The 25,709-nt window shown below is 72.8% G+C and carries 21 protein-coding genes, 1 other RNA gene and 1 pseudogene; 6 read left to right on the top strand and 17 right to left on the bottom strand.

Annotation, left to right across the window (positions count from 1 at the left end; translation table 11 throughout):
* Positions 1 to 99 precede the first annotated feature (99 nt).
* Positions 100 to 1,437 carry a UDP-N-acetylglucosamine 1-carboxyvinyltransferase gene (gene murA / locus ACZ5D2_RS28270; protein ID WP_030239179.1) on the top strand — a complete coding sequence of 446 codons (1,338 nt, stop codon included), beginning with the start codon at positions 100 to 102 and terminating at the stop codon, positions 1,435 to 1,437.
* A 222-nt stretch (positions 1,438 to 1,659) separates the two neighbouring features.
* Here the strand turns inward: murA and ACZ5D2_RS28265 are convergent, their stop codons facing one another.
* The 9 genes and pseudogenes from ACZ5D2_RS28265 to ACZ5D2_RS28225 form a co-directional block, all read right to left on the bottom strand.
* Entirely contained in the window at positions 1,660 to 1,941 is a 282-nt protein-coding gene (locus ACZ5D2_RS28265) for an HU family DNA-binding protein (protein WP_007264399.1), read from the bottom strand.
* Between the two features lie 342 nt (positions 1,942 to 2,283).
* Positions 2,284 to 3,708 (bottom strand): NAD-dependent malic enzyme, encoded by a 1,425-nt coding sequence (locus ACZ5D2_RS28260; protein WP_371678327.1) that lies wholly within the window; start codon positions 3,706 to 3,708, stop codon positions 2,284 to 2,286.
* Between the two features lie 484 nt (positions 3,709 to 4,192).
* Entirely contained in the window at positions 4,193 to 6,499 is a 2,307-nt protein-coding gene (locus ACZ5D2_RS28255) for a HelD family protein (RefSeq protein ID WP_468933097.1), read from the bottom strand.
* A gap of 408 nt (positions 6,500 to 6,907) precedes the next feature.
* Positions 6,908 to 7,537, bottom strand: a pseudogene (locus tag ACZ5D2_RS28250) (GntR family transcriptional regulator); the annotation flags it as partial.
* A 622-nt stretch (positions 7,538 to 8,159) separates the two neighbouring features.
* The gene (locus ACZ5D2_RS28245; RefSeq protein WP_371678325.1) at positions 8,160 to 8,738 is read right to left on the bottom strand and encodes a CGNR zinc finger domain-containing protein; all 579 of its coding nucleotides are present in this window, start codon (positions 8,736 to 8,738) and stop codon (positions 8,160 to 8,162) included.
* Positions 8,739 to 8,839: 101 nt separating this feature from the next.
* Positions 8,840 to 9,382 carry a GNAT family N-acetyltransferase gene (locus tag ACZ5D2_RS28240; RefSeq protein ID WP_371678324.1) on the bottom strand — a complete coding sequence of 181 codons (543 nt, stop codon included), beginning with the start codon at positions 9,380 to 9,382 and terminating at the stop codon, positions 8,840 to 8,842.
* Positions 9,383 to 9,422: 40 nt separating this feature from the next.
* Positions 9,423 to 10,565 (bottom strand): uroporphyrinogen-III synthase, encoded by a 1,143-nt coding sequence (locus ACZ5D2_RS28235; protein ID WP_371678323.1) that lies wholly within the window; start codon positions 10,563 to 10,565, stop codon positions 9,423 to 9,425.
* A 145-nt stretch (positions 10,566 to 10,710) separates the two neighbouring features.
* Positions 10,711 to 12,099, bottom strand: coding sequence for a nitrate/nitrite transporter (locus ACZ5D2_RS28230; protein WP_468933091.1), 1,389 nt, complete (start codon positions 12,097 to 12,099; stop codon positions 10,711 to 10,713).
* 97 nt (positions 12,100 to 12,196) lie between these two features.
* Positions 12,197 to 13,165, bottom strand: a complete 969-nt coding sequence (locus tag ACZ5D2_RS28225; protein ID WP_468933088.1) for a LysR family transcriptional regulator — start codon at positions 13,163 to 13,165, stop codon at positions 12,197 to 12,199.
* Between the two features lie 97 nt (positions 13,166 to 13,262).
* On the opposite strand from ACZ5D2_RS28225, the gene ACZ5D2_RS28220 reads away from it, so the two are divergent.
* The 3 genes from ACZ5D2_RS28220 (at position 13,263) to ACZ5D2_RS28210 (ending at position 15,297) form a co-directional block, all read left to right on the top strand.
* Positions 13,263 to 14,549 (top strand): MFS transporter, encoded by a 1,287-nt coding sequence (locus ACZ5D2_RS28220; RefSeq protein ID WP_468933085.1) that lies wholly within the window; start codon positions 13,263 to 13,265, stop codon positions 14,547 to 14,549.
* A gap of 200 nt (positions 14,550 to 14,749) precedes the next feature.
* Positions 14,750 to 15,043, top strand: coding sequence for a type II toxin-antitoxin system Phd/YefM family antitoxin (locus ACZ5D2_RS28215; RefSeq protein ID WP_468933083.1), 294 nt, complete (start codon positions 14,750 to 14,752; stop codon positions 15,041 to 15,043).
* Entirely contained in the window at positions 15,040 to 15,297 is a 258-nt protein-coding gene (locus tag ACZ5D2_RS28210; protein WP_371678319.1) for a Txe/YoeB family addiction module toxin, read from the top strand. Before ACZ5D2_RS28215 ends, ACZ5D2_RS28210 begins: the two co-directional genes overlap by 4 nt.
* Before the next feature lie 79 nt (positions 15,298 to 15,376).
* On the opposite strand, the gene ssrA is transcribed toward ACZ5D2_RS28210, so the two are convergent.
* From ssrA to ftsE, 5 genes are all read right to left on the bottom strand, one after another.
* Positions 15,377 to 15,765, bottom strand: a transfer-messenger RNA (tmRNA) gene (gene ssrA, locus ACZ5D2_RS28205).
* 83 nt (positions 15,766 to 15,848) lie between these two features.
* Positions 15,849 to 16,334, bottom strand: a complete 486-nt coding sequence (gene smpB / locus ACZ5D2_RS28200; protein WP_030240466.1) for an SsrA-binding protein SmpB — start codon at positions 16,332 to 16,334, stop codon at positions 15,849 to 15,851.
* A gap of 18 nt (positions 16,335 to 16,352) precedes the next feature.
* Positions 16,353 to 17,537 carry a S41 family peptidase gene (locus tag ACZ5D2_RS28195; protein WP_371678318.1) on the bottom strand — a complete coding sequence of 395 codons (1,185 nt, stop codon included), beginning with the start codon at positions 17,535 to 17,537 and terminating at the stop codon, positions 16,353 to 16,355.
* Between the two features lie 67 nt (positions 17,538 to 17,604).
* On the bottom strand, positions 17,605 to 18,567 hold the full coding sequence (gene ftsX / locus ACZ5D2_RS28190; RefSeq protein WP_285543260.1) for a permease-like cell division protein FtsX: 963 nt from the start codon (positions 18,565 to 18,567) through the stop codon (positions 17,605 to 17,607).
* 16 nt (positions 18,568 to 18,583) lie between these two features.
* On the bottom strand, positions 18,584 to 19,273 hold the full coding sequence (ftsE, locus tag ACZ5D2_RS28185) for a cell division ATP-binding protein FtsE (protein ID WP_030240478.1): 690 nt from the start codon (positions 19,271 to 19,273) through the stop codon (positions 18,584 to 18,586).
* Between the two features lie 223 nt (positions 19,274 to 19,496).
* On the opposite strand from ftsE, the gene ACZ5D2_RS28180 reads away from it, so the two are divergent.
* Complete coding sequence (locus ACZ5D2_RS28180; RefSeq protein ID WP_030240481.1) at positions 19,497 to 19,685, top strand: hypothetical protein; 189 nt, start codon at positions 19,497 to 19,499, stop codon at positions 19,683 to 19,685.
* An 81-nt stretch (positions 19,686 to 19,766) separates the two neighbouring features.
* Here ACZ5D2_RS28180 and prfB read toward each other — a convergent pair whose 3' ends face one another.
* Entirely contained in the window at positions 19,767 to 20,876 is a 1,110-nt protein-coding gene (prfB, locus tag ACZ5D2_RS28175; RefSeq protein ID WP_371678317.1) for a peptide chain release factor 2, read from the bottom strand.
* 315 nt (positions 20,877 to 21,191) lie between these two features.
* Here prfB and ACZ5D2_RS28170 point away from each other — a divergent pair, with 315 nt between their 5' ends.
* Entirely contained in the window at positions 21,192 to 22,244 is a 1,053-nt protein-coding gene (locus ACZ5D2_RS28170) for an isopenicillin N synthase family dioxygenase (RefSeq protein ID WP_371678316.1), read from the top strand.
* 94 nt (positions 22,245 to 22,338) lie between these two features.
* Here ACZ5D2_RS28170 and ACZ5D2_RS28165 read toward each other — a convergent pair whose 3' ends face one another.
* Positions 22,339 to 23,592: a serine/threonine-protein kinase gene (locus tag ACZ5D2_RS28165; protein WP_371678315.1), complete on the bottom strand. Its 1,254-nt coding sequence runs from the start codon at positions 23,590 to 23,592 to the stop codon at positions 22,339 to 22,341.
* 201 nt (positions 23,593 to 23,793) lie between these two features.
* Positions 23,794 to 25,605, bottom strand: a complete 1,812-nt coding sequence (locus ACZ5D2_RS28160) for a serine/threonine-protein kinase (protein ID WP_468933072.1) — start codon at positions 25,603 to 25,605, stop codon at positions 23,794 to 23,796.
* Between the last annotated feature and the right edge of the window lie 104 nt (positions 25,606 to 25,709).

Below are 25,709 nucleotides of genomic sequence, written 5' to 3'. Positions count from 1 at the left end.
ATGACAGTCCTACGGCCACGTCGGCCATACAAACAAGGGGGTGGCGACCCTTACCCTTTTCACTGATCCCCTGCCCATCCTCTCCGGAACGCGAGATCCATGACCGGCAACGATGTCCTGCTTGTCCACGGCGGAACCCCGCTCGAGGGCGAGATCCGTGTCCGCGGCGCGAAGAACCTCGTGCCGAAGGCCATGGTCGCCGCCCTGCTCGGCAGCGAGCCGAGCCGGCTGCGCAATGTTCCCGACATCCGTGACGTGCGGGTCGTGCGCGGGCTGCTCCAGCTGCACGGCGTGACCGTGCGGCCCGGCGAGGAGCCGGGCGAGCTGATCCTCGACCCGACCCACGTCGAGAGCGCCAACGTCGCCGACATCGACGCGCACGCGGGATCCTCCCGAATCCCGATCCTCTTCTGCGGCCCGCTGCTGCACCGCCTCGGCCACGCCTTCATCCCGGGCCTCGGCGGCTGCGACATCGGCGGCCGGCCGATCGACTTCCACTTCGACGTGCTCCGCCAGTTCGGCGCGACCATCGAGAAGCGCGAGGGCGGCCAGTACCTGGAGGCCCCGCAGCGCCTGCGCGGCTGCAAGATCCGCCTCCCCTACCCGTCGGTCGGCTCGACCGAGCAGGTCCTGCTGACGGCCGTCCTGGCCGAGGGCGTGACCGAGCTCAGCAACGCCGCCGTCGAGCCGGAGATCGAAGACCTCATCTGCGTCCTGCAGAAGATGGGCGCGATCATCTCCGTCGACACCGACCGCACCATCCGCATCACCGGCGTGGACCGCCTGAGCGGCTACAACCACAAGGCGCTCCCGGACCGCCTGGAGGCCGCCTCCTGGGCGTCCGCGGCCCTGGCGACCGGCGGCAACATCTACGTCCGCGGGGCGCAGCAGCGCTCGATGATGACCTTCCTGAACACGTTCCGCCGGGTCGGCGGCGCGTTCGAGATCGACGACGAGGGCATCCGCTTCTGGCACCCGGGCGGCCCGCTGAAGGCCATCGCGCTGGAGACGGACGTGCACCCCGGCTTCCAGACCGACTGGCAGCAGCCGCTGGTCGTCGCCCTGACGCAGGCGTCGGGCCTGTCGATCGTCCACGAGACGGTCTACGAGTCCCGGCTCGGCTTCACCTCGGCGCTCAACCAGATGGGTGCTCACATCCAGCTGTACCGCGAGTGCCTGGGCGGCAGCGCGTGCCGGTTCGGCCAGCGCAACTTCCTGCACTCGGCCGTCGTCTCCGGCCCGACCAAGCTCCAGGGCGCAGACCTGGTCATCCCCGACCTGCGCGGCGGGTTCTCGTACCTGATCGCGGCGCTGGCGGCCGAGGGCACCTCGCGCGTGCACGGCATCGACCTGATCAACCGCGGCTACGAGAACTTCATGGAGAAGCTCGTCGAGCTCGGCGCCAAGGTCGAGCTGCCGAACGGCGACCTCGTCTGAGACCGGCTCCCGGTCCGGACCCTGAGACCCGATGGCGGTCCAGGTCCGGACCGATCCCTTCCAGGGCCCCACGAGGCCCTGGAAGGGCCCGTGAGGCCCTCCTGGGGGCCGCGCACGGGCCGGGCACGACCGAAGGGCGGCCACCCCCGTGGGGTGGCCGCCCTTCGTCGTACGTACTACTGCCGTCCCGGGGGCCTGTTCGGCCCCCGGCACAAGGGCGTACTACTTGCCCTTGGCGGCTTCCTTGAGCTTGGAGCCCGCGGAGACCTTCACGCTGTAGCCGGCCGGGATCTGGATGGGGTCGCCGGTCTGCGGGTTGCGCGCGGTGCGAGCGGCACGGTGGGTGCGCTCGAAGGTCAGGAAGCCGGGGATGGTGACCTTCTCGTCGCCCTTGGCGACGATCTCGCCGACGGTCTCGGCGAGCGCGGCCAGAACGGCGTCGGCGTCCTTGCGGGTCACCTCGGCGCGCTCGGACAGAGCGGCCACCAGCTCACTGCGGTTCATGTTGTACTCCCGTGTTCAACTTGCCTTAGAGGCGTGAGATCGAAGCCGATGCTGCCAGGGCCCTCGGACAGTCCCCGGACCCGGGTCTGAACGTCAGACCCTCTCGCCCGGTTACGCATCCTGCCCCCACCAGCGGCGGGAAAGCCAATCCGGCACCCGCCAGGGTCACACGAAAAGCGCCACAGTCACGCCGCGGTGACGCTCCGTCCGCATCGAAGGCTTCAGCGGTCCCCCGGGCCGGGTGGACCCGTCGGACCGCCGTGGATGCGGACCGCGGGCCACGCGGGCATCCCCGCAACCCTAGAGGCGCCCCGCCCGGCCCGCACCCCGCGACGCGCCGGATCAGACGGACGTGGGCGCCGTCACAGGAGCGGAGGCGGCCTTGCGGACCGCGCCGGCGACCGCGCCCGCGACCTTGTCGTTGAAGACGGACGGGATGATGTAGTTGGCGTTCAGCTCGTCCTCGCCGACGACGTCGGCCAGGGCGCTCGCCGCGGCCAGCATCATGTCGGTGTTCACGGTCCTCGACTGGGCGTCGAGGAGACCGCGGAAGACGCCCGGGAAGACCAGCACGTTGTTGATCTGGTTCGGGAAGTCCGAACGGCCGGTGGCCACCACGGCGGCGGTCTGACGGGCGACGGCCGGGTCGACCTCCGGGTCCGGGTTCGCGAGCGCGAACACGATGGCGCCTTCGGCCATGGCGGCGACGTCCTCGCCGGACAGCACGTTCGGGGCGGAGACGCCGATGAAGACGTCGGCGCCGACCACGGCCTCCTTCAGAGTGCCGGTGTATCCCTCGGGGTTGGTGTTGTCGGCGATCCAACGCAGCGGGGAGTCGGGGGCCGCGTCGACGAGGTCGGGGCGGTCCGCGTGCACGACGCCGTGGATGTCGGCGCTGACCGCGTTCTTGACGCCGGCCGCGAGGAGCAGCTTGAGGATGGCGGTACCGGCCGCGCCGGCGCCCGACATGACCACCTTGACGTCGCCAACTGCCTTGCCCACCACGCGAAGCGCGTTGGTCAGGGCGGCGAGGACGACGATGGCGGTGCCGTGCTGGTCGTCGTGGAAGACGGGGATGTCGAGGGCCTCGCGCAGGCGGGCCTCGATCTCGAAGCAGCGCGGCGCGGAGATGTCCTCCAGGTTGATGCCGGCGAAGCCCGGGGCGATGGCCTTGACGATCGCGACGATCTCGTCGGCGTCCTGCGTGTCGAGGCAGATGGGCCACGCGTCGATGCCGGCGAAGCGCTTGAAGAGGGCCGCCTTGCCCTCCATGACGGGCAGCGCGGCCATCGGGCCGATGTTGCCCAGGCCCAGCACCGCGGAGCCGTCGGTCACGACTGCGACGGAGTTGCGCTTGATGGTGAGGCGGCGCGCGTCCTCCGGGTTCTCGGCGATGGCCATGCACACGCGGGCGACGCCCGGGGTGTAGATCATCGAGAGGTCGTCGCGGTTGCGGATGGGGTGCTTGGACGACATTTCGATCTTGCCGCCGAGGTGCATCAGGAAGGTCCGGTCCGAGACCTTGCCGAGGCTGACGCCCTCGATGCCGCGCAGCTTCTCGACGATCTCGTCGGCGTGCGCGGTGGAGGTGGCGGCGATGGTGACGTCGATACGGAGCTTCGCGTGGCCGGACGCGGTCACGTCGAGGCCGGTGACCGAGCCCCCCGAAGACTCCACGGCGGTGGTGAGCTGGGAGACCGCGGTTCCGCTCGCGGGCACTTCCAGGCGGACCGTCATCGAATACGAGACGCTGGGCGCCGTTGCCATGGCCGTGTTCCTCTTCTGTCCCTGATTTCGCTGTACACGGGCCCGCACACGGCAGACGTGGACGGACCCGTTGTCCGATCGTCCCACCTACCAGCCGGTAAAAGGTAACCAGCTACAAATTTCGGAAGAACACTTCCACCATACGAGATACCGGGGGCCGGTGGAATGGTGGGTTAATACAAAACAGGTCCGCGCCCCCCACTGGGTGGAGGGCGCGGACCTGGTGTTCCCGCTCAGACTGACGACACCGACCCGCCATGCTCGCCTCGCGGCAAGTGGTCGCTCTAGGCGACGAAGGTTGGGCCCGGGGGCTTGGATCGAGCCGGTGTCGTACCCAGGCTAACAAAGGATCGCCGGATGTGATCCCCCCTCCGACGAGTCGGTCTCCCGGCTCACGCGCCTGGCCGCGGGCCATCCGGCCCCACCGGGGCGGGGACGGGCCCGGGGCGGGGGCGGGGGCGGGGCCCGGTCCCGCCCGGGCCCGTCAGGGGCGCAGCAGCTCCGGTACGCCGTCCTCGCCCGGCCGGTCGCCCGCCGCCGAGACCACCGTCAGCTGCTGCGTCGCACGCGTCAGGGCCACGTAGAGCACCCGCAGGCCCGCCGGGGACTCCTCGGCGATCTCCGCCGGGGAGACGACCACCGTGGCGTCGTACTCCAGGCCCTTGGCCTCCAGGCTGCCCAGCGCCACCGCCCGCCCGCCGAGGTCCGCGAGCCAGCCCGCGGCCTCCGCGCGCCGGTCCATGGCCACGACCACGCCGACCGTGCCGTCCACCTGCTCCAGCAGCCGCTGCGTCTCCTCGCGGACCGCCGCGCCCAGATCGTCCCCGGCCGCCGCGAAACGGGGCTCCAGGCCGGTGGAGCGCACCGCGGTCGGCGGCTCCATCCCGGGCGCCGCCAGCTTCAGCACCCGGGAGGCCACCTCGGCCACCTCGGCCGGGTTGCGGTAGTTCACGGTCAGGGTGAACCGCCTGCGCGGGCGGCGCCCCAGGGCCTCGTCACGGGCGGCGGCCGCCTCGTCGGGGTCCGTCCACGAGGACTGCGCCGGGTCGCCGACCACCGTCCAGGTGCCCGACCGGCCGCGCCGGCCCACCATCCGCCACTGCATCGGCGTCAGGTCCTGGGCCTCGTCCACGATCACGTGCGCGTACTCGGTGCGCTCGGCCGCGATCCGCTCGGCCCGCTCCCACTGCGTCTCCTCGCGGGTCGGCATCAGCTCCTCCAGCCCGCTGAGCTGGTCGAGCGGATCCATCTCCCGCCTGCGCTTGGGCCGCGCGGGCGCGCCGAGCAGCTGGTGCAGCTCGTCCAGCAGGGCCACGTCGTGCACCGACAGGGGCCCCTTGCCGTCCGGGCCGACCCGGCGCAGGGAACGGGCCAGCTGGCGGGTCTCGCGGGGGTTCAGGTCCCGGCGCGACCAGCGGCCCAGGCGCCGCTCGTCGGCCATCGCGGCCAGCACCTTGCGCGGGGTCAGCTCCGGCCACCAGGCGTTCAGGAACCCGATGAAGTCGTCCTCGGTGGAGATGTCCTCGTCGAACGCGGAACGCAGCTCGGCGGCCAGCTCCGGGTCGCTGTGCCGGCCCGACTGGCCGGACTTCGCGTAGAGGGCGTCGAGCAGCAGCTTGCGGGCGCGCGGGCGCAGCAGGTTCACCGGGGCGGTGCCGCTGAGCACGGTCTGGCGGATCCGGTCGAGCTCGGGAGCCTCCAGCTCCTGGCGCCGCCCGAAGGCCACGACGCGCAGCCGCTCGGGAGCGTTCCCGAGCTCCAGCGCGCCGCGCACGGCCTTGCGGAGCACCTTGAGCATCCGGGAGGAGCCCTTGATCCGCGCCACCGGCGGGTCGTCGTACGTCGTCGCCTCGGCCCCGTCGACGAGGGAGCCCAGCGCGCGGATGGCGACCTGGCCCTCCTCGCCGAGGGAGGGCAGGACGCCCTCGGTGTAGGCGACGAGCAGCGGCGTCGGGGAGACGATCAGGATGCCGCCGGAGTAGCGCCGCCGGTCCTGGTAGAGCAGGTACGCGGCCCGGTGCAGGGCGACGGCCGTCTTCCCGGTGCCGGGCCCGCCGGCGACCTCCGCGACGGAGGCGGCGGGAGCGCGGATCACCAGGTCCTGCTCGGCCTGGATGGAGGAGACGATGTCCCGCATGGAGTGCGTACGGGCCCGCCCGAGCGCGGCCATCAGGGCGCCGTCGCCGATGGCGGGCAGCTCCTTGCCGTCCAGGGTGGCGGTGAGCTCGGGGCGCATCAGGTCGTCCTCGACGCCGAGCACCTTGCGGCCCTTGGAGCGGATCACGCGGCGGCGCACGACGCGGCCGGGGTCCTTGGGGGTGGAGCGGTAGAACGGCGCGGCCGCCGGGGCGCGCCAGTCGATGACGAGCGGCGCGTAGTCGGTGTCGAGCACGCCGATCCGCCCGATGTGCAGGGTCTCGGCGATCTCGGCGGTGAGGTCGGGGCGGATCGCGTCGTCGGCGGGCTCGACGGAGGTGTACGCGCCGTCGGGACCGCGCTCACCGTCCTTCCCCAGCACGAGGTCGATCCGCCCGAAGAGGAAGTCCTCGAACTCGTTGTTCAGCCGGTTGAGGTGGATCCCGGCGCGGAAGACCTGCGCGTCGCGCTCGGCGAGGGCGCCGGGCGTGCCGACCTGCCCCCGCTTGGCGGCGTCGTTCATCAGGAACTCGGCCTCGTGGATCTTCTCCTCAAGGCGTCGGTACACCTGATCGAGATGCGTCTGCTCGGCCGCGATCTCCCGATCGCGGACGGAATCCGCCGTGCTGTCGACAGCGGCATTCTGCGCGGCCACCAAGGCCCCCTTCTGACGTGCATGGGCGACCGTCAACCGTACGCGAACCCGGGCCCTGTCCGCACGCCGGTTCCGCGCGCCGGACGAATCGCACGGATACGTACGGGTACGGGGCGGGGCCACGGACCCGCCATCTCCCCCTCGACCCCGCGTGGCCGCCCGACGCCTGCCCACCCGCCTCCCGGGCGGGGGCGGGGGCGGGGGCGGGGCGGGCACCTCAGCGAAGCGAGACCCGTCTCCGCCCGGTCCCGCATTCCGGGCCCAATCCCTCATCGGCCCCGGCCCGGGGCGCCCAAACCACCCGACACGACGACCACAGCGACCAACGGGCCCCACCGGCGCACCGGATCGCTACGCGCTCCGCACGGCATGGCGTCCGACGGCCGTCTCGGGCTGGTCACCGGTGGATCAGGCGTCGAACTCGTACTCCAGGACGTAGGAGGCGGAGTCCAGGGTCATCTCGTTGACTTCGACGGCCCGACCGCCCTCGGCGAACGCGGTGCGGACGATCTGGACGACCGGTGTGCCCAGCGAAAGGGAAAGCCGCTCGGCTTCGTCGGCCGAAGGCATCCGACAGCGGATCTCCTCACGGAAGTGAACGGGCTCGTGGCCCAGTTCGGCCAGCCGGGCGTACGTTCCACCGGGGCCGGTGTCGGCCCGCGTGATGGCGGAGTCGGCGACCACGTCGGACGGCAGGTACGACGTCGCGAAGAGGACGGGTTTACCGTCGAGCACGAAACGGCGGCTGCGCACCCACACCCGGGACCCGGCGGAGAGGCCGAGAGCGTCGGCGAGGCGGCCGACCGCCTCCTCCCGTACCTCGACCTGGTCGACGACGAGCTCCCGGTCCTCGGTGTCGGCGGACCAGACGGAGCGCCCCGAGCCCCACTGCTCCTGTGCCAGCCGCTCGATGCCTCGGCGCCGCAGGGGCTTGAACGTCCGCACGAAGACGCCGGCTCCCTTCCGCGCCTCCGCGAGGCCTTCGTTCTGGAGCACGCCGAGGGCCTGACGTGCGGTCATCCTGGCGACGTCGTATGCGGGACGGCCCGCAGACGCCGAGGAATGAGGAGCGCGTAGCGATCTGGCGCGTCCGGGGGCTCCGCAGGGCGCTCTGGCCGTCCTTTGGCGCGGGTAGCAGCCCCGGACGGCCGGCGGACGCCATGCCGTGCGAAGCGCGTAGCGATCTGGCGCGCGTGGGGCCCGTTGGTCGCTGTGGTCGTCGTATCGGGCGGTTGGGGCGGCCCAGGCCGAGGGCCGATGGAATGTCGGGCCGGAATGCGGGACTGGGCGGAGGCGGGTCTCGCTTCGCTGAGGTGCCCGCTCCTCCCCCTCCTCCCCCTCCTCCCCGTGGACCGTATCTTTTGGGGGTTTCCCGGCAGTCTTCGGATTTCCGTGGCGGGTCGGTCGGTCAAGGGTGGCCGAAGGCCATCGCGGAGCGACGCGACCGAAGGGAGCGCCCTTGAGGGACCGGCCCGACGCGGAGAGACGATGAGACTGACGGGAAACCCCCGAACCCTCCCTGAGGCGGACCAGCAGGGATCCCGCCGCAGCGCAGCCCCCGCCCGCACCCGGGAGGCGGTGGGCAGGCGCCGGGCGGCCACGCGGGGTCGAGGGGGAGATGGCGGGCCCTCGCCGCGGGCGCCCGACCCCGGCCCCCGCCCTACCCCTCCCCCGCGCCCACCGCCGTCCGCACCCGCCTCCGGTGGCGGGCCACGCGTTCGCGGTTGCCGCACAGTTCGCTGGAGCACCAGCGGCGGCGGTGGCCCCGGGAGGTGTCGAGGTAGACGCGGGCGCAGCCGTCGCCCTCGCAGGCGCGCAGCAGGGCCAGGTCGCCGGGGTCGGTGAGGAGTTCCACCGCGTCCCGGGCCACCGCCGCCAGGAGCCCCGCGCACTCGACCCCGCCGCACAACTCCCGTACCAGGTGCCCCTCCCGGTCCCGTACGGCACACAGGCCCGGGGGCGGGCCGGCGGCCGCCGTGTTGATCCGGGCGAGGGCGTCCTCCTCGGGGCCGGCCCCGGCCAGGGCGGCCCGTACGAGGGTGCCCACGTCGGCGCGCAGCCCGCGGAAGGCCGCCACCCAGTCGGGCCCCAGCCGGGCGAGCGGGGTCCGGTCGGGCACCAGTCCGGCGCCGACCAGCCACAGCCTCAGCTCGTCGGTGTCACCGATGCCCTCCGCGTCCCCGTGGGGCGTGGAGGTGGCCAGCAGGTCAAGACAGACCCGCCCGGAGTCGAACCACATGCCGGTCACCGCCTCGGTCGCCGTGGGCCCCCGTGGGTCGCCTCCCCAGAGTGCCGCCGCCACGTGCGTTGCGGAACCCCCCGGGCCGAAGCCCCCGCCCGTTACTTCGGCGGCGGGTCGTCGTGCAGGAGGCGCTGGAAGAGGCGGTGGTCGCGCCAGGCGCCGTTGATGTGGAGGTAGCGGGGGGCGACTCCGAACTCGGTGAAGCCCGTCTTGGCCAGGACCCGCTGGGAGGCGACGTTGTCGAGCAGGGTCCCGGCCTCGACCCGGTGCAGGCCGACCTCGTCGCGGGCGATCCGGCAGACCTCCTCGACGGCGGCGGTGGCCAGGCCCTTGCCGTGCCAGTCGCGGTCGACCCAGTAGCCGATGCCGCCGCTGCGCAGGGGCCCGAGGGCGATGGAGCCGAGGTTGATCGAGCCGACCGGGGTCCCGTCCGCGACCAGCAGGAACGGGAGGGTGAGGCCGGACTCGCGCTCCGCGAGCAGCGCCTCGATCCGGGCCCGCTGGCCGGCCTCCGTGTAGAACTCCTCGCGCCGGAAGGGCTCGTAGGGCTTCATGGCCTCCCGGTTGCGGGCCACCACAACGGCCAGCGCCGCGGCGTCGTCGACCGTGACGCCCCTCATCTCCACTCCGTCAATGATCATCCGAGCACGCTAACCGACCCCCACGACGGCGCGCACCCCCTCAGCGGACGGAAGCGCCGCCTCCGCACTCCCCGGCGTCCAGCGCCAGCCGGTACCCCCGCTTGACCACCGTCTGGATCAGCTTCGGCGCCCCCAGCGCCGCCCGCAGCCGGGCCATCGCGGTCTCCACGGCGTGCTCGTCGCGCCCCGCCCCCGGCAGCGTCCGCAGCAGTTCGGCCCGTGACACCACCCACCCCGGACGCCGGGCCAGGGCCGTCAGCAGCGCCATCCCGGCGGGCGGCACCGGCCGCAGCGCGCCGTCGACGAGCACCGCCCGGCCCCGGATCTCCAGCCGGCGGCCCCCGACCGGCAACACCCGTGCCCGGCCGGGCAGTTCCTGGCAGAGCAGCTGCACCAGCGGCCCCAGCCGGAACCGCTCCGGCGCCACGGTGGGGATCCCCTCGGCCTGGAGAGGCAGCGCCGTCACGGGCCCGACGCAGGCGCTGAGCACCGGCCCGCGCAGCGCCTCCACCACGGCCTCCCGCAGCCCCCGTTCCCCGGCGCGGGACAGCAGCGAGACGGCGGCGGGCGCCGAGGTGAAGCTGACGGCGTCCAGCGCCCCGACGGCGACCGCGTCCAGCAGCCGGTCCAGCGGCGCCAGGTCCTGCGGCGGCATCCACCGGTACACGGGCACCGGCACCACCTCGGCCCCGCCCGCGCGCAGCGCCTCCACGAACCCGGGCAGCGGCTCCCCGTGCAACTGCAGCGCGATCCGCCGTCCGGCGACCCCGCCGGCCAGCAGCCGGTCCAGCACCTCCGCGAGGGACTCCGACCCCGGCGACCAGTCCTCCACCAGCCCCGCGGCCCGTACGGCCCCCTTCACCTTGGGCCCGCGCGCCAGCAGTTCGGCGGTGCGCAGCCGCTCCAGCAGCCCTTCGCCGATCCCCCATCCGTCGGCGGCCTCGATCCAGCCCCGGAAGCCGATGGCGGTGGTCGCGACGACCGCGTCCGGGGGGCAGTCGATGAGTTCCTTGGTGGCGGCCATCAGCTCGCCGTCGTCGGCGAGGGGAACGATCCGCAGCGCGGGTGCGTGCACCACGCTCGCGCCGCGCCGGCGCAGCAGGGCGATCAGATCGTCGGCGCGCCGGGCGGCGGTCACGCCGACGGTGAAGCCCGCCAGGGGGCCGTGCGTTGCTTCGTCCATGGGGGGTGACCTGCCTCGGCTGCCGTTGCCCGGGGTCCGGGGCCCGGGCGGGTGTCACGTCGCGGGACCGAGCCTGTCAAGGGGTCGTGTCAGGCTCGGTTCCGCCGTATTTCGGTGCCGTAACGCGCACGGCACCGGGCCCGCCTCACACGGAGGTGAGCTGCGCCTTCGCGGTGGTTCCGGGGGCTCCCGGGGCTCCGGGGGCGGCCCTGGGGCGCTGCCGCGGCCGGCGGAGGTATACGGACCAGGTGACGGCGCAGCACGCCGCGTAGAAGGCGAGGAAGGTGACGAAGGCGGCCGTTCCGGAGCCGGAGTCCTGGAAGGCCTGGCGGAACACCAGGTTGATGCCGAGCCCGCCGAGGGCCCCCACGGCGCCGATCAGGCCCATGGCGGCCCCGGAGATCCGCCGCCCGTACGCGGCCGCCTCCTCGCCCTCCAGGCCCCGCGCCAGGGCCTTGGCGTGGAAGATCCCCGGGATCATCTTGTAGGTGGAGCCGTTGCCGGCCCCGCTGAGCGCGAAGAGGGCGACGAAGCCGGTCAGGAACACGGGCAGGGATTCGCGTACGGAGGCCAGGACGACCACCCCGGTGGCCGCGGCCATCGCCACGAAGGCGGCCAGGGTGATCCGCGCCCCGCCGAACCGGTCCGCGAGCGCCCCGCCCACGGGCCGGGACAGGGAGCCGAGGAGCGGGCCGAGGAAGGTCATCGAGGCGGCCTGGAGCGGGGTGCGCCCGAACTGGGTCTGCAGGACCAGCCCGAAGGCGAAGCCGTAGCCGATGAAGGAGCCGAAGGTGCCGACGTAGAGGAAGGCCATGATCCAGGTGTGGGGCTGGCGGGCCGCCTCCCGTACGGCGCCCGCGTCGGCGCGCACGGGTGCCAGGTTGTCCATGCGGACGAGGGCCAGCACGGCCGCGGCCACGATCAGGGGGAGGTAGGCGGCGAGCAGCAGGCGCGGGTGCCCGGCCCCGGCGGTGGCGATGACGAGCAGCGCGGCGAGCTGGACGACGGGGACGCCGATGTTCCCGCCGCCCGCGTTGAGGCCGAGGGCCCAGCCCTTCTTGCGGAGGGGGAAGAAGGCGTTGATGTTGGTCATCGAGGAGGCGAAGTTGCCGCCGCCGACGCCGGTCAGCGCGGCCACGGCCAGGAAGGTCCCGTACGGGGTTCCGGGCTCCATGACCACCAGCGCGGCCACCGTCGGCACGAGCAGCAGCAGGGCGCTGACGACGGTCCAGTTGCGGCCGCCGAAGCGGGCGACGGCGAAGGTGTAGGGGATCCGGACCAGGGCGCCGACGCAGGTGGCGGTGGCGATGAGGAAGAACTTGCCGGCCGGGTCGATCCCGTAGCCGGGGCCCATGAAGAGCACCATCACCGACCACAGGGACCAGATGGAGAAGCCGATGTGTTCGGAGAACACGGAGTAGAGGAGGTTGCGGCGGGCGATCCGCTCGCCCGATTCCCGCCAGAACGTCTCGTCCTCGGGGTCCCACCGCTGGATCCAGCGGCCCCTCTCGCGTGGTGCGGTGGTACGGGTCATCACACGCCTCCCCATCTGTCGCGTCCGTGGGAACGACGGTAGGAACGGCCCGTTTCGGCCCCGGTCCCCGCCGGATGACCGGCGGGAAACCTCCCGCTCACCCGGGGGCGGCGCCCGGTGTGAGCGCCGCCGGGAGCCAGCTGCCCGGGGGGACTTCCAGCCAGCCGTGCGCGGCCGCCAGGCCGTCGGCCGCCCGCTGGAGGGAGTCCAGGCCGGGATGGCGCAGGTCCCTGCGCCACACCAGGGCGAGCGGGGAGAGCGGTACGGGGTCCACCAGGGGCCGTTTCACGCAGCCGGGCAGTTCGGCGAAGTCCACGGTCGCCAGGACCGGGGTGCGGGTCTTGGCCATCACCCTCCCGAACTCCTCCTTGCCCACCGCCACCGGCGCGGGCGGCGCCAGCGCGATGCCCCGCCCGGCGAACAGCTCGCGGGCCAGCCCGGTCCACTCCAGGGTCCGCGGGTTCCCGGCGCCCGCGTACACGCTCTCCCCGGCCAGCGCGGCCAGCGGCACCTCGGCGCGGGCGGCCAGGGCGTGGTCCTCGGGCAGCAGTACGGCGAGCGGTTCGTAGCGGACGGGCCGGTGGGCGAGCCGGGACCGCAGCGCGGGGGCCAGCCCGGCCGCGTACCCGAAGGAGACGTCGAGCCGGCCGGCGGCGATCTCGGCGGCGGCATGGGTGAGCCCGCTCTCGAAGCGGGCCATCAGCTCGCAGCCGGGGGCGAGTTCGCGGGCGTGCTCCAGGACCCGCCGGCCGGTGCCGGGCCCGTCGGTGTTCACGTCGACGAGCAGGGCCCGGGGCGGACCGGCGAAGGCCGCGGCCAGTTCCTCGTGGGCGCGCAGCACCTCGCGGGCGTGGGGCAGCAGCCGCTCCCCGTCGAGGGTGAGTTCCACCGCCCGGGTGGTGCGGACGAACAGCGCGGAGCCCAGTACCTGTTCGAGGCGGCGCACATCGCGGCTCAGGGCCTGCTGGGCGACGTAGAGCCGGGCGGCGGCGCGGGAGAAGTGCAGCTCCTCGGCCACGGCGAGGAAGCCGCGCAGCAGCCGGGGGTCGACGTCACGGGAGTTCACCCGCGGAGACTAGCAACGCGGATTGACAACACGGGTGCGTGAATGGCGCCGGAACAGGTGTTGGACCGTCGTACGGGCCGGACCGCAGGATCGGGGCATGCCGCAGAGAACCCCGCTGATGGCCGTGACCGGCAGCACCCTGGTCCTGGCCGCCCCCGCTTCCTCCCCCGCACCCGCCCGCCCCGCCTCCGCCCGCGCGGGCGGCCCGTACGCCCGTCTCTTCGCCCTCCCCGGCACCCGCGGCTTCACGGCCGGGAACCTCCTCGCCCGTCTCCCCATGGGGATGTTCGGGATCAGCGCGGTCATGATGATCGCCGGACAGCGCGGCTCGTACGCCCTCGCCGGCGCGGTCACCGCGACCGGACTGGCCGCCACCGCCGTGGTCGCGCCGTGGACGGCCCGGCTGGTCGACCGCCACGGCCAGGCCCGGATCGCGGTGCCGGCGACCGTGATCGCGGTCCTCGGCTCGCTCTGCCTGATCGTGTGCGTGCGGACCGGAGCCCCCACCTGGACGCTGTTCGCCTCCTACGCGGCCACCGCGACGACCCCCAACATCGGCGGTCTGTCCCGGGCCCGCTGGACGCATCTGCTGCCCCGGGAGGCGCACCACACGGCGATGTCCTTCGAGCAGGCGGCCGACGAGCTCTGCTACATGCTGGGCCCGGTCCTCGCGGCCCTGCTCTGCACCTCCGCCTTCCCCGAGGCCGGCACCCTCACCGGGGCGGTGCTGCTCCTCACCGGCATGCTCGTCTTCACCGCGCACCGCGCCACGGAGCCCCCGCCGGCCGGGCGCAGGTCCGTCCGCGGGCCCTCTCCGGTGCGCGCGCTGTTCCCGCTGCTCGCCCTGTTCCTCGCCACCGGGGTGGTGTTCGGGTCGATGGAGGTCACCTCGGTCGCCCACCTCACCGGGCGGGGGCTCGGCGCCTGGAGCGGCCCGGTGCTGGCGCTCCAGGCGGCCGGCTCCTGCGCGGCCGGACTGCTCTACGGGACCCTGCGGCCCCGGAGCCTGCGGGCCTGCCTGGCCGGGCTGGCCTGCGCGATGGCGCTGCCCTGGGCCGCGGCGGCCACGGGTTCGCTGACGCTGCTGGCCGGGGCCCTGCTGCTGGCGGGGACGGCCACGGCCCCGGTGATGGTGACGGCCATGTCCCGCGTGCACGCCCTGACGCCCGAGGGCCGCCTCAACGAGGGCATGACCCTCGCGGTCACGGCGATCCTGGCGGGCATCGCCGCCGGGTCCGCCGCGGCCGGTCTGGCCGTCGACCACCTGGGGACCACGACCGCGTACGCCCTCCCGGCCGCTGCCGCCCTGTTCGCCCTGTCGCTCCGGCCCCCGAGTGACCGTACCCGCGTGGTACTCACGGCCGGCCCGCGCGCCCCGCGATGACCGGGCTCCTCCCCAGCGCCCTTCCCGTTCTGCGCCTGACCCGGCCCACCCCGCCGGGCCCACGCCCCGTGAAGGCCCCGCAGCCGTCCGGCCGCGGGGCCTTCACCACTCACCACGTACGGGAATCCGGTACAGGTGGTAGCGTTCTTATGTACCGGAAACCGGTACATGTCTGTTTCCCGTACGCGAGAGGGGCACCCGTGTCCACACCCGCCGTCTCGGCGACCTCCGCACGCGCCAACCTGTTCAACCTCATCAAGGAGGTGGCCGCCGACCACACCGTCACGCGCATCACCTCCAACGCGGGTGACGCCATCCTGATGTCCGCCGAGGACTACGAGTCCTGGCAGGAGACCGTCTATCTGCTCCGCTCCCCGGCCAACGCCCGCCGCCTGATGGAGGCCGTCGCCCGCGACAAGGCAGGCGAGGCCGGCATCACCAAGACCTTGGAGGAACTGGAGTCCCTCGGGGCCGACGCGGCCGGTGACGAGTGAGGGACGTCAGCTTCGATCCCGACGCCTGGGAGGACTTCCTGTTCTGGCTGGCGTCCGACCGGAGGAAGGCCGTCAGGATCACGCGCCTGATCGGCGAGGCCCAGCGCACCCCGTTCACCGGAACCGGCAAGCCGGAACCCCTGAAGGGCGACCTGTCCGGCTACTGGTCCCGCCGCATCGATGACGAACACCGGCTCGTGTACCGCGTGGACGACAAGGAAGTGAAGATCCTCAAGGCGCGCTACCACTACTGACCGGCCGTGACCTCCGGCCCGGGCACAGCAGAGAGCGCCAGGACCGGTGTGGTCGCTGGCGCTCTCTGTCACATGGGATGAGTGGAGATGGCGGGAATCGAACCCGCGTCCAACGGTGCAGAAGCAGGGCTTCTCCGAGCGCAGTCCGCTGCGCTTTTCTCAGCCCCGGAGATCACACGGACAAGTCTCCGACGGGCTCAGTCACTGTTTGGTTTCCCTCCAACCCCCGTGACCGGGGCTAGAGGTTTAGATCCCTAGTTGACGCCAGGATCCGGACCGGGACCACTTCCGGGCTGACGCTCCTCACAGAGGCTTCAGCTCACTGTTATTAGGCAGCGAGGGTGAAGCGGGAGTTATCGCTCTTGGAGTTGGCGATTATTGTTTGCGACATGTGGTTAGCGAGATCATTGCCGCTTCCTCGGCTCGCTTCCCCTGCATCGACATCCGCTGTCGAAACCGATCATCCCCATGTTTTGTTTTCAACGGCACCACCCGCGAGCGGGAGGCGCTGACGCCATGGTACGCGAAGTGGACCACCGCGTGCCAGGAGATTAAACCGTGCCCCGCTGCTTGCGCCGGATCGCCGAGATGGCGCGGTTCGTCTCGCGGGTGTCCTGCTTCTCCCGCAGGGTCTGCCGCTTGTCGTACTCCTTCTTGCCCTTCGCCAGCGCGATCTCCACCTTCGCGCGGCCGTCCTTGAAGTACAGGGCCAGCGGCACGACGGTGTGACCCGACTCGTCCGCCTTGCGCTCCAGCTTGTCGATCTCCTCCCGGTGCATGAGGAGCTTGCGCTTGCGCCGCGCGCTGTGGTTGGTCCAGGTGCCCTGGCTGTACTCCGGCACGTGGACGTTGTACATCCACACCTCGCGGCCCTCGACCGACACGAAGCCGTCCACCAGCGAGGCCCGGCCCTGGCGCAGGGACTTGACCTCGGTGCCCGTGAGCACGATCCCGCACTCGTAGGTGTCGATGATCGTGTAGTCGTGCCGCGCCTTCTTGTTCTGGGCGATCAGCTTGCGCCCTTTTTCCTTAGCCATAGTGCGGTCATTTTCGCACTACGGACCCACCCCGGTGCCACCCAATACCGTCCGCGCCCGCTCCTCCGCGCCGTCCCCCGCCGCCGTCAGGTCGGGGGTGATGCCCCCGCCGTCGAGGCTGCGGCCGCCCGGGGTGCGGTACGTGCCCACCGTCAGCTCCGCCACCGAGCCGTCCGGGAGCTCGGTGGGCATCTGCACCGAGCCCTTGCCGAAGGTCCGGGAGCCGACGGTGACGGCCCGGCCCCGGTCCTGGAGGGCGCCCGTGACCAGCTCGGCCGCACTCATCGTGCCGCCGTCGACCAGGGCCACCAGGGGGCGGACCGTGTCCCCGCCCGGGGCGGCGTACAGGGCGCGCTCGGAGCCCCGTACGTCATACGTCGCCACGAGCCCGCCGTCCAGGAACGCGGAGGCCGCCGTCACCGCCTCCGTGACCAGACCGCCCGGGTTGCCGCGCAGGTCCAGCATCACCCCGGCGCCGGGCGGGGCCGCGCGGACGGCGTCGCGCACCCGCTCCCCCGAACCCCGGGTGAAGGAGGCCACCTTGATCACGGTGATGCCGTCCGCGAGCCTGCGCACGGTCACCGGTTCGACGCGCAGCCGCTCCCGACGGAGGGTCTCGGTGAGGCCTGCGCCGTCCCGGCTGAGGCCGAGCACCGCCGGGGTGCCGGCCTCGCCGCGCAGCAGCGCCACCACGTCGGCCACGGCGAGCCCGGTCACGGCACGGCCGTCCACGCTCAGCAGCCGGTCCCCGGCGCGCAGGCCGGCCCGGGCGGCGGGGCTGTCGGGCTGGACCCGTTCGACCTCGATCACGCCGTCGTGGTGGCGCCCGGTCCAGAGGCCGACCCCGGTCCAGTGTCCGTCGAGGTCCTCGGCGAAGGCCGCGTACTCGCCCCGGTCGTAGACGGTGCCCCAGCGGTCGCCGCTGCGGCTGACCACCTCCTGGGCGGCCTTCTTGCCGGACTTGCCCTCGGCGACGGCCTCGGCGGCGGCGCGCGCGACGGCCTCCCGGTCCGCGGTCCCGCTCCGGCGCGGGGCGGGTAACGGAGTACCGGTGAGGGCGAGCGGCCGGTCGGCGTCCGCTTCCTTCGGCGCCCAGGACCCGCTACCCGCCCCGGCGCCCACGGAGGCGAGGAAGAGCAACGTCAGAACGGCCCCGCGACGCAGGTCGCGGGGCCGGAGACAGAAAGCGGGCAGACCCGGCATGGCGCCGAGTCTAGGACAAGCCCCGCCGCGGTACGGCTGGTTGGCCGGACCGGGAGCGGGGCGCTCATCACACCTTGAGGTACTTGCGCAGCGCGACGAAGGCCGCCAGGGAGGGCATCAGGAGGCCGATCACCAGGACCAGGGGGAGCTTGGTGAGGACGGCGTCCCAGCCGATGAAGTTGATCAGCTGGAGCTTGTCCCGGAGCGCGATGCCGTGGTCGATGACGAAGTACTGGCCCGCGCCGAGCATGCCGCAGGCGAGGCCCGCGCCGATGAGGCCGGCCACGGCCGCCTCCATGATGAACGGCACCTGGATGTAGAAGCCGGAGGCGCCCACCAGGCGCATGATGCCGGTCTCCCGCCGACGGCTGAACGCCGAGACGCGCACCGTGTTGACGATCAGCAGCAGGGCCACGATCAGCATGATCAGCATGATGCCGAGCGCCGCCCAGTTGAGGGTGCCGAGCAGGGCGAAGAGGTTGTCGAGCTCGCTGCTCTGGTCGGCGACCGACTGGACCCCGTCACGGCCGGCGAAGGCCGAGGTGATGACCGCGTACTTCTCCGGGTTGCGCAGCTTGACCCGGAAGGAGTCGGGCATCTGGTCCGGGGTGACCACCGAGGCGAGCGCCGTGTGCCCGAAGCGCTCCTTGTAGTGCTTGTAGGCCTCGTCCGAGGACTCGTACATGACGGTCTGGACGAGTGCCATCTTCTTGAGCTCGGTCTCGATGCCCTGCTTCTGCTCGGGGGTCACCGCCCCCTTGGAGCAGGGCTTGCCGCCGCCCGCGGCGGGCGCCCCGGCGGCGGCCGGGGCGCCCGCCGCGTCGATGGCGTCGTTCTTGGTGCAGAGGTAGACGGTGACGTTGACCTTGTCGTACCAGAACCCCTTCATCGCGCTGACCTGGTCGCGCATGAGGAGGGAGCCCCCGAAGAGGGCCAGCGACAGGGCCACGGAGATGATGACCGCGAAGGTCATGGTGAGATTGCGGCGGAGGCCGACGCCGATCTCCGACATGACGAACTGGGCGCGCATGGCGTCTGGGGACCTTTCAGTGCTGGTAGCCGTAGACGCCGCGCGACTGGTCGCGCACGAGTCGGCCCTGTTCGAGTTCGATGACGCGCTTGCGCATCTGGTCGACGATCTGCTGGTCGTGCGTCGCCATGATCACGGTGGTGCCGGTGCGGTTGATCCGGTCCAGCAGCTTCATGATCCCGACGGAGGTCTGCGGGTCGAGGTTGCCCGTCGGCTCGTCCGCGATCAGCAGGGCGGGCCGGTTGACGAAGGCGCGGGCGATGGCGACGCGCTGCTGCTCGCCGCCGGAGAGCTCGCCCGGCATCCGCCCCTCCTTGCCGCCGAGGCCGACCAGCTCCAGCACCTGCGGGACGGCCTTGCGGATCTCGCCGCGCGGTTTGCCGATCACCTCCTGCGCGAAGGCGACGTTCTCGGCCACCGTCTTGTTGGGCAGGAGGCGGAAGTCCTGGAAGACGGTCCCCAGCTGGCGCCGCATGTGCGGGACCTTCCAGTTGGAGAGCTTGGCGAGGTCCTTGCCCAGGACGTGCACCTGACCGTGGCTCGCCCGCTCCTCGCGCAGCACCAGCCGCAGGAACGTGGACTTGCCGGAGCCGGAGGAGCCGACCAGGAAGACGAACTCGCCCTTGGCGATGTCCAGGGAGACGTCTCTGAGTGCGGGACGGTTCTGCTTCGGGTAGGACTTGGAGACGTTGTCGAATCGGATCACGGGTGCACCACGGTCGCCGGGAGTAGGTGTGCGTGACCATACGCGACCGGGCGCGAGGTGTGGACCCGGCATCCGCACTTGCCCCGATATATCCCGGCTGTCGGCGGTGCGGTTCCGCGGTTGCCCGGACGGGCCGCGCCGAATGTCGGCGGAGCTGGCACAGTGGTAAGGGGAACGGACTCGGTCCCCACGCCGTTAACGAAGGGGACGAGAGGAGGAGCGCATGACATATGACCGGCTCGTGTGCGCGAACTGCGCGGCACCCGTCAGCCAGGGCCGATGCCCTGTGTGCCGGGCGAACCGGGAGCGCCTCCAGCAGGAGGGCCCCTTCGCCGGGCTGAATCCGGTGACGCTCATCGCGCTTCTGGTGGCGCTGGTGGCGGCACTGGCGTTGGTGGCTCGGACCGCGTAGCCGACGCCGCGTCCCGATCACACGTAAGGACGAAGGGCCCGGACACCTGAGGGTGTCCGGGCCCTTCGCTCGCGGGGCGCGTTACGCGCTCTGCTCCTGCTGCTTGCGCCAGCGGATGCCGGCCTCCAGGAAGCCGTCGATCTCGCCGTCGAGGACCGCCTGCGGGTTGCCGACCTCGAACTCCGTGCGCAGGTCCTTGACCATCTGGTACGGGTGCAGGACGTAGGAGCGCATCTGGTTGCCCCAGGAGCTGCCGCCGTCCTTGAGGGCGTCCATCTTGGCCTGCTCCTCCTGACGGCGGCGCTCCAGCAGCTTGGCCTGGAGCACGTTCATCGCGCTGGCCTTGTTCTGGATCTGCGAACGCTCGTTCTGGCAGGAGACGACGATGCCGGTCGGGAGGTGCGTGATGCGCACGGCCGAGTCGGTCGTGTTGACGCCCTGGCCGCCGGGGCCGGAGGCGCGGTACACGTCCACGCGCAGCTCGGTCTCGTCGATCTCGACGTGGTCGCTGGTCTCGACGACCGGGAGCACCTCGACGCCCGCGAAGGAGGTCTGGCGGCGGCCCTGGTTGTCGAAGGGCGAGATGCGCACGAGGCGGTGCGTGCCCTGCTCGACGGAAAGGGTGCCGTAGGCGTACGGGGCCTTGACGACGAAGGTGGTCGACTTGATGCCGGCCTCTTCCGCGTACGAGGTCTCGTAGATCTCGGTGGAGTAGCCGTGCCGCTCGGCCCAGCGCAGGTACATGCGCTGGAGGCGCTCGGCGAAGTCGGAGGCGTCGACGCCGCCGGCCTCGGCACGGATGTTGACCAGCGCCTCGCGTTCGGCGTACTCGCCGGAGAGAAGGGTGCGGACCTCCATCTCGTCCAGCGCCTTGCGGACGGAGACGAGCTCGACCTCGGCCTCGGCGAGGGTGTCCGCGTCGTCCATCTCCTGGGCGAGCTCGAACAGCACCGCGAGGTCGTCGATGCGGCCGCGCAGGGTCTCGGTCTTGCGCACCTCCGCCTGGAGGTGCGAAAGCTTGCTCGTGATCTTCTGGGCGGCGTCCGGGTCGTCCCACAGGGACGGCGCGGCGGCCTGCTCCTCGAGCACGGCGATATCTGCCCTCAGCTTGTCGAGGTCCAGGACGGCCTCGATCGACCCCATGGTCGAGGAGAGGGACTTCAGCTCTTCGGAAACATCGACGACTGCCACGGGTCCAGCGTAGCCGGTCCCCGGACGGCACTCTCCGGCCAGGCCGGATCAACCCGTACGGAGAGGGGTGGGTACGGGCGTACCCTCACCGTATGACCGTTCTACTCGTGAAGCGTCGCCATGTGGACCACATGCGTGTCACCACCACGAGCTGTCTGCCGCCGGACCTCGCACGAGCCTGATCCACCCCGATCCGACTTCGGTCCTGTACGCGGCCCCGCCGCCCCGGCGCCATCCCTGCCGGCGGTGCGCTCCCACCCGCTGCCCCGCCATCTCCGGGGCACAGGACCCCGTGACATCCGAAACGGAGCCGTCATGCCGTCCGCGCACCCCTCCTCCTCTACTTCTTCCGCCACGCTCTCCTCCTCGTCCTCCTCGGCGTCGCTCGCCGTCATCGACCTCTCCCGGGCGGACGACCCGGCCGAGCGGGCCGACTTCCTGAAGCAGCTGCACGCCGCCGCCCGGGACACCGGCTTCCTGTACCTGACCGGGCACGGCATAGGCGAGGCCGAAACCGCCCGGATCCTGGAGCTGACCAGGGCGTTCTTCGCGCTGCCGGAGGCGGACCGGATCTCGGTGAGCAATCTGAACTCCCCGCACTTCCGGGGCTACACCCGGATCGGGCACGAGCTGACGGGCGGCTCCTCCGACTGGCGCGACCAGCTCGACGTCGGCGCGGAGCGGCCGGCTCCGGTGCTGGGGCCGGATGACCCGGCGTACCTGTGGCTGGAGGGCCCCAACCAGTGGCCGGCGGCGCTGCCGGAGCTGCGGGGGGTGGTCCTGGACTGGCAGACGCGGCTGGCGGCGGTGGCGCACCGGCTGCTCCGGGAGCTGCTCGCCTCGATCGGCGCCCCCGCCGACTTCTTCGACGCGGCCTTCGCGGACCGCCCCCACCTGCACACGAAGCTGATCCGCTACCCCGGGTCCGCCCCGTCGGGCGCCGACCAGGGGGTGGGTGCGCACAAGGACTACGGGTTCCTGACGCTGCTCCTGCAGGACTCGGTGGGCGGGCTCCAGGTGGTCCGGGACGGCGCGTACGTCGACATCCCGCCACTGCCGGGGGCCTTCGTGGTCAACCTGGGCGAGCTGCTGGAGATCGCCACCGAGGGGTACCTGCGGGCCACCGACCACCGGGTGGTCAGCCCGCCGGGCGCGGTGGAGCGGTTCTCGGTGCCGTTCTTCTACAACCCCCGGCTGGACGCGGTCGTGGAGACCGTCCCCGGGGACTACCTGCGCGGGGCACCCGGCATCGACCAGGACGCCTCGAACCCGCTGCACGCGGAGTACGGGCGCAACGAGCTCAAGGGCTGGGTCCGCGCCCACCCGGAGGTCGCCCGGCGCTGGCACCCGGAACTCGCCACGGCGTAGCCCGCACGGCGGCCGGGCCCCGGACGGGGCCCGGCGGGGCCGGAGCGGGGCCCGGCAGGGTCCGGGGCGGGCCCAGCGGGGCGCCGGGGCGGTCCTAGCGGGGCGCCGGGGCGGAGTGCTTGCCGTCCTGCTTCGGCGGCGCGGGGTCCTCGCCGCCCGACACCGCGAGCCAGCTCCCCACTCCCACCGCGGCGGCCAGCGCCAGCGCCGACGCCGAGAGCACCAGCCGCCGCTTGCGCGCGGCCTCGGCCCGGTGCCGGGCGGAGCCCGGACGGTGGCCGCCGGCCGGACGCGGGACGCGGGCGGTGCCGAGGGCGCCGCCGGCCAGCTCGTCGGGGGCCGGCACGCGCATGGAGGTGTGGGTGTCCCGGTTGGAGTCCGTCGCGGAACCCGGTACCAGCGGGACCACGCCCCGCCGGCGTACGGGATCGGCCGCCGGTTCCTCCGAGGGCTCCGGTTCCGCTTCGGCGTCGTCCGGCTCGTCCACGTCCAGCGGCGGCATCCCGGCCAGCAGCGGCAGCAGCTCCCGCAGCCGGACGGACAGCTCCGAGGCCCGAAGCCGCGAGGCGGGGGCCTTGGCCAGGCACTGGACCATGAGCTGCCACAGCTCGTCGGGGATCCCCGGCAGCGGCACCACGGTCTCGGTCACGTGCCGGCGCAGCACCGCGCCCGGATGGCCCCCGCCGAAGGGGGTGAACCCGGCGAGCAGCTCGTACAGCACGGTGGCCAGGGCGTATATGTCGACGGCCGCCCGCGGGGGCAGGCCTTCCACTATCTCCGGCGCGAGGTAGTCCGGCGTCCCGATGATCCGGGTGGTCGGCGCGGTGGCCCGGCCCCCGGCCGCCCGCCGGGGGGAGTCGATGAGCTTGGCCACGCCGAAGTCGGTGAGCAGCGCGGGGTGGGCGCCGCCCGGCCCGAGGGGGCCCTGCATGTCGAGGAGTACGTTCTCCGGCTTGACGTCCCGGTGGACGACCCCGGCCGCGTGGGCGGCGGCGAGGGCGTCGGCGACGTCGGCGACGATGGCCACGGCCGCCTCGGGGGCGAGCCGCCGCTCGCGGTCGAGGCGCGTGCGCAGGTCCGTGCCGCGGACGAGGTCCATGACGAGGGCGAGGTCGTTGCCGTCGACGACGAGGTCGCGGACGGACACGACGTGGGGGTGCTCCAGCCCGAGCAGCGCACTGCGCTCCTGGACGAAGCGTCCGACCAGTTCCTGGTCGGAGGCGAGGTCCTCGCGCAGCAGTTTGACGGCGACGGGCCCGTCGGGCCCCTCGCCGAGCCACACCGTGCCCGCGCTGCCGCGCCCCAGGATCTGGTGCGCGGTGTACCGGCTGCCGATCTTCCGTGCCACGACTGCTCCCTCAGCGGCTGGAGTACGCGACAAAGCTACGCGGCCGAATGGGGGTTGGAGGCTCCGGATCGCGGCGACCTTCACTTCTGCGGGCGAAATCACGTCCTGGATGTCGACAAATCCACGAAGTCGGCGCTACGGGAGCCCTTCGGCGGGACCTCGGCCGGGCCTCGGCCGGGCCTCAGGGGCTGTCGGCCGGCCTCAGGGCGTGCCACCGCCGCCGCTCGCCGAGTCCCCGATCGAGGTGACGAAGTCGACGGCGTCGCTGCCCCAGCTCCACACCTGGTCCCACCAGTTCTTGCCGGTGCCGACCCATTCCTGGAGCGGGGTGAGCTCCCAGACCAGCCAGCCGCCGATGAACAGCAGCAGGATCATGACCAGGCAGCCCTTGAGGCAGCCGAGGCCGGGGATCCGGACCGGGTTGGCGCTGCGGCGGCGGGGCTCGCGCGGTTCACGGGGCTCGCGCGGGGGCCGCTGCTGCTGGGGTGCCTGCGGCCGGGCCTGTGCCTGGGGCCGCTGCTGCTGCGGAGGCGGCTGCGGCGGCTGGTACTGGGGCTGCTGCGGCTGCTGGTACTGCTGGGGCTGGTACTGCTGCTGGGGCTGCTGGTACTGCGGCTGCTGATACTGCTGCGGCTGCTGGTACTGCTGCGGCGAAGGTGCCGGGCGGTACTGAGGCTGCTGCTGCTGCGGAGGCTGCTGCGGGTACTGCTGCTGCTGCGGCCGGGGCTGGTGCTGCGGGGGCGGCGGGGCCTGCCGCTGGGGGCGGCGGCGCAGCGGGTCCTCGCTCGGGTCGAGGTAGTGCATCTGCGTCTGCTCGTTGCGGTCCCGGGCGGCTCTCATCTGCGACTCCCACGGGTGCGGGCTGTCGGGCCGCTGCACGGGGGGCATGACGGAGGTCGGGTCCGGGGCGCCGCCGGGCGCGCCCGGGGCCCCGGTGCTGGGCAGCACGGTGGTGGCGTCGCCCCCGCCGATCGGCGGCAGCACGCTGGTCATGGCGTTCGGGTCGTACGCGTCGTACGCGCCCGGCTGCGCGGCCCCGGCCCCGGCGGGCAGCGCCTGCGTCGGGTCGGCGGCACCGGGCACGGTGGGGACGGGCGCGGGCGAGGGGTCGGGCACGAGCAGGGCGCCGACGCCGAGCGCGGCCTCGACCTCGTCGGGCGAGGAGTGCACGCGGATGCCGGAGGCGACCACGCGCAGGCCGCGGGCCAGGTTCTCGGCGCTGGGGCGCTCGTCGGGCTCCTTGCGCAGGCAGCGCTCGATGACGATCCACAGCGGCTCGGGCACGCTCGGGGGCCGCTGGGGCTCCTCGCTGAGGTGGCGGTGGAGCACTTCGAGCGCGGTGCCGCCGGCGAAGGGCGGGCGGCCGGTGACGAGCTCGTAGAGGAGGATGCCGGCGCCGTAGATGTCGACGGCGGAGGTCTGCGGGCGGCCCTCGGCGGACTCGGGCGCCACGTAGGCGGGGGTGCCGACGAACTCGTGGGTGCGGGTCAGGCCCGGGGAGTCGGCCAGGCGCGCGATGCCGAAGTCGGTGAGCATCGGCTTCATCTGGCCGCCGCGCTCGTCGAGCAGCACGTTGGCGGGCTTCAGGTCGCGGTGGACGACGCCGTCGGCGTGGCTGGCGGCGAGCGCGTCGGCGATCTGCGCGGTCAGCAGGCACGCGGCGACCGGGCTGAAGGGGCCGTTCTCGCGGATGTACCGGTGCAGGTCCGGGCCGTCGATCAGGTCCATGACCAGGGCCAGCAGGTCCCCCTCGACGACGAGGTCGCGGGTGCGGACGATGTTGGGGTGGGTCAGGCGCAGCAGGACGGAACGCTCGCGCAGGAAGCGCATGACGATGTCCGCGTCCTGGGCCAGCTCCTCCTTGAGGACCTTGATGGCCACGGTCTCGCCGGGCTGCCCGGCGACGGCCGCTTCCGCGCCGGCGGTCTCCCGCTGGCGGGCCCGCCAGACGGTGCCCGTCGCGCCGCGTCCGAGCGGCTCTTCGAGCAGGTACTTGCTGCCGACTGGCCGCACGTCTCGCGCTCCCCTGCTGTCGTGTGGTCGGGTCTTTCCCGGAGTGTTCCGGCTGATTCCGCTGAGTGGGTTTCCGGCCCAACTCTAGGGGGTGTCCCCGGGGA

It is taken from the genome of Streptomyces sp. NPDC031479, from assembly GCF_055581065.1.
Note: the sequence above shows the minus strand (reverse complement) of the source record. Positions and strands in the feature narration are given on the sequence as shown.